We start from the raw sequence: 3119 nt of genomic DNA, 5'->3' as shown, positions 1-3119 counted from the left end.
GTATACGTTCATCGTTTGAGAGTTTTGTGTTTCTTTCTAGGTTTGGCGGTGACCTACTCTCCCACGTCTTGAGACGCAGTACCATTGGCGCGGCGGCACTTAACTTCCGAGTTCGGGAAGGGATCGGGTGTTTTGCTCGCGCTATGACCACCAAACCGAGGAAGAAACACTACAATCAGGTATGTCCAAGTCTAGATCTGCTTTTGATTTGCCTTGCTGTTACTGGATCAAATCAAGCCAATCGGGCAATTAGTACCGGTCAACTGAACGCATTGCTGCGCTTACATCTCCGGCCTATCGACGTGGTGGTCTTCCACGGCCCTCAAGGGAGACCTAGTTTTGAAGGGGGCTTCCCGCTTAGATGCCTTCAGCGGTTATCCTGTCCGCTCATAGCTACCCAGCACTGCCGTTGGCACGACAACTGGTCCACCAGTGGAGCGTTCACCCCGGTCCTCTCGTACTAGGGGCAAGTCTTCTCAAGTCTCCTACACCCACGGCAGATAGGGACCGAACTGTCTCACGACGTTCTAAACCCAGCTCACGTACCTCTTTAAATGGCGAACAGCCATACCCTTGGGACCTGCTCCAGCCCCAGGATGAGATGAGCCGACATCGAGGTGCCAAACGATGCCGTCGATATGGACTCTTGGGCATCATCAGCCTGTTATCCCCAGCGTACCTTTTATCCGTTGAGCGATGGCCCTCCCACTTGGGACCACCGGATCACTATGGCCGTCTTTCGACTCTGCTCGACCTGTCAGTCTCGCAGTCAGGCTGGCTTCTGCCATTGCACTCAACGAGCGATTTCCGACCGCTCTGAGCCAACCATCGCGCGCCTCCGTTACTCTTTGGGAGGCGACCGCCCCAGTCAAACTACCCACCACGCAGGGTCCCGGACCCGGATAACGGGCCGCGGTTAGACATCAAGAGTGCGAAGGGTGGTATCTCAAGGGAGGCTCCACGAGAACTGGCGTTCCCGCTTCAAAGCCTACCACCTATCCTGCACATCACAATCCTGATGCCAGTGCGAAGCTATAGTAAAGGTGCATGGGGTCTTTCCGTCTAACCGCGGGTAGTGTGCATCTTGACACACAGTTCAATTTCGCTGAGTCCACATTTGAGACAGCGGGGAAGTCGTTACGCCATTCGTGCAGGTCGGAACTTACCCGACAAGGAATTTCGCTACCTTAGGACCGTTATAGTTACGGCCGCCGTTTACTGGGGCTTCAATTCGGAGCTTGCACCCCTCCTTTTAACCTTCCAGCACCGGGCAGGCGTCAGACTGTATACGTCGCCTTACGGCTTCGCACAGCCCTGTGTTTTTAGTAAACAGTCGCCACCCCCTGGTTTGTGCCCCCCGCCGATGCTTGCGCACCAACGGGGCCTCCTTCTCGCGAACTTACGGAGGTATTTTGCCGAGTTCCTTAAATGTGGTTCTCTCAAGCGCCTTGGTATTCTCTACCAGTCCACCTGTGTCGGTTTCGGGTACGGTCTGATGGAGGGCTATTTCCAGGGACCCCGCAGCTGCCCGGTCAATCCGTTAAGACCGAACAACACTAAGGATCCGTCACTTCCTCCTGGCCCAGGAATATTAACCTGGTTCCCATCGACTACGCCTTTCGGCCTCGCCTTAGGGGCCGGCTCACCCTGCTCAGATTAACTTTAAGCAGGAACCCTTGGACTTTCGGCGACAGGGTCTCTCACCCTGTTTGTCGCTACTCATGTCAACATTCTCGCTTCCGATCACTCCACCGGTTGCCTCACGGCCCGGCTTCACAGTCAGCACCGTTCCGACCATGACCTTCCTTGCGGAAGGCTAAAGTCGGATGGTGCTATATCACGGAACGCTCCGCTACCACGCAGATTGCTCTGCATCCTAAGCTTCGGCTCGTGGCTTGAGCCCCGTTACATCTTCGCCGCAGGATCTCTTAACTAGACCAGTGAGCTGTTACGCTATCTTTAAAGGATGGCTGCTTCTAAGCCAACCTCCTGGTTGTTTTGGAAATCCCACATGCTTTCCCACTTAGCCACGAATTGGGGGCCTTAGCTGTAGGTCAGGGTTGTTTCCCTCTTCACGACGGACGTTAGCACCCGCCGTGTGTCTCCCGGATAGTCCTTCTCGGTATTCGGAGTTTACTTAGGCTCAGTAAGTCTGTGGGACCCCATCACCCATGTAGTGCTCTACCCCCGAGAGGATACGTCCGAGGCGCTACCTAAATAGCTTTCGCGGAGAACCAGCTATCTCCAGATTTGATTGGCCTTTCACCCCTAGGCACAAGTCATCCCGACCTTTTTCAACAGGTGTGGGTTCGGACCTCCAGTTGGTGTTACCCAACCTTCATCCTGCTCATGCCTAGATCATCTGGTTTCGGGTCTGATCCCACGAACTCATGCGCCCTTTTAAGACTCGCTTTCGCTGCGCCTACACCTAACGGCTTAAGCTTGCTCGTGAGACCAAGTCGTTGACCCATTATACAAAAGGTACGCCGTCAGGGCTCAAGGCCCCTCCGACTGCTTGTAGGCGTCCGGTTTCAGAAACTGTTTCACTCCCCTCGTCGGGGTGCTTTTCACCTTTCCCTCACGGTACTGGTTCGCTATCGGTCAGCAAGGAGTACTTAGCCTTCGGGGGTGGTCCCCCGATCTTCAGACAGGATTTCACGTGTCCCGCCCTACTTAATACGTCCCGTCGAACTTCCCATACGGGGCTGTCACCCGCTATGGCTGATCTTTCCAGATCATTCTGGTCATTCTCTGGGCTCGGCTGGTCCGCGTTCGCTCGCCACTACTAACGGAGTCTCTATTGATTTCCTTTCCTCCGGGTACTTAGATGTTTCAGTTCCCCGGGTTCGCTCTTAAACCCCTATGGATTCAGGGTAAAAGTACCTGTCTCAGCCCGTTATTGATAACCCGAAGGCTAACAATAACAAACTGTCAGGTGGGTTTCCCCATTCGGAGATCTAGGGATCAAAGCCTGTTCTCGGCTCCCCCTAGCTTATCGCAGAGTACCACGTCCTTCATCGCCTCTTGCTGCCAAGGCATCCACCAAACGCCCTTCTCGCGCTTGATTTGATCCAGAAAGAGCAAGGCTCTCTCTAGTATCAAAAGCAGTACTACCCGAC

The 3119-nt window shown here is 54.4% G+C and carries 2 rRNA genes; both read right to left on the bottom strand.

What is annotated here, in order from left to right:
- Window positions 1-40: 40 nt before the first annotated feature.
- Window positions 41-155 (bottom strand): 5S ribosomal RNA (rrf, locus tag OE647_RS19760).
- A 73-nt stretch (window positions 156-228) separates the two neighbouring features.
- Window positions 229-3067 (bottom strand): 23S ribosomal RNA (locus OE647_RS19755).
- Window positions 3068-3119: the final 52 nt, after the last annotated feature.

The organism is Albidovulum sediminicola, assembly GCF_025751575.1.
Lineage (GTDB): Bacteria > Pseudomonadota > Alphaproteobacteria > Rhodobacterales > Rhodobacteraceae > Albidovulum > Albidovulum sediminicola.
The sequence above is the reverse complement of the archived record's forward strand: the minus strand, read 5'-3'. Positions and strand labels throughout refer to the sequence as shown.